The sequence below is a fragment of the Aeromonas sp. Y318-3 genome (assembly GCF_027706185.1).
In the GTDB taxonomy this organism is placed as follows: domain Bacteria; phylum Pseudomonadota; class Gammaproteobacteria; order Enterobacterales; family Aeromonadaceae; genus Aeromonas; species Aeromonas veronii.
On record NZ_JAPDCN010000060.1, the window covers coordinates 1 to 581 of the forward strand.

Here is a 581-nt window from a genome sequence, read left to right on the forward strand (position 1 = left end):
TACTACGACCAGCTCACGTTAGACCTCGTGACGGAAGATCGGAATTGTTACCTTCGTCGAGTACAGAACAAATATCCCGCTCTGTTAGGCTATATCTGGAAACTGGAGTTCGGTGTTGATAGACGTTTCCATACCCACATTACGTTCATTTTTAATGGGGCAGTTCACCAACGAGATATCTCGCTGGGTATAGCGCTGGGAGAGGTATGGGAAGATATGTCCGACAATAACGGGAGCTATTTCAATTGTCAGGTCAGGCGGGAGGAATATCGGGAATGGGGAACTGATGGTATTGGGATGGTCCACTACAGCGATACAACCAAGCGCATAAACCTGATTAATGCGCTGAGTTATCTGACCAAGCTGGATACGCAAATATTGGCGGTATTGCCAGCTGGTCGTCGGACCTTCGGGCGTATGGAGAGACCATCACGCCAACCTCGCCTTGGCAGACCTAGGTTATTGTTCTGTCGGTCTGATTGAAAAGGAACTCAGATAGATATTATCAAGGGAGAGTAAACAGATATCGCTGTGAAGCTGCTTGGGAGCGCCATTACGGCCTCCCAAGTTATTGACCCTGG

At 48.5% G+C, this 581-nt stretch carries 1 protein-coding gene; it reads left to right on the forward strand.

Features of this window, described 5'->3' with window-relative positions; all coding sequences use genetic code 11:
- Window positions 1–483: YagK/YfjJ domain-containing protein (locus OKB77_RS24115; protein ID WP_270818724.1), on the forward strand; the 483-nt coding region annotated here is incomplete at its 5' end.
- Window positions 484–581 lie beyond the last annotated feature (98 nt).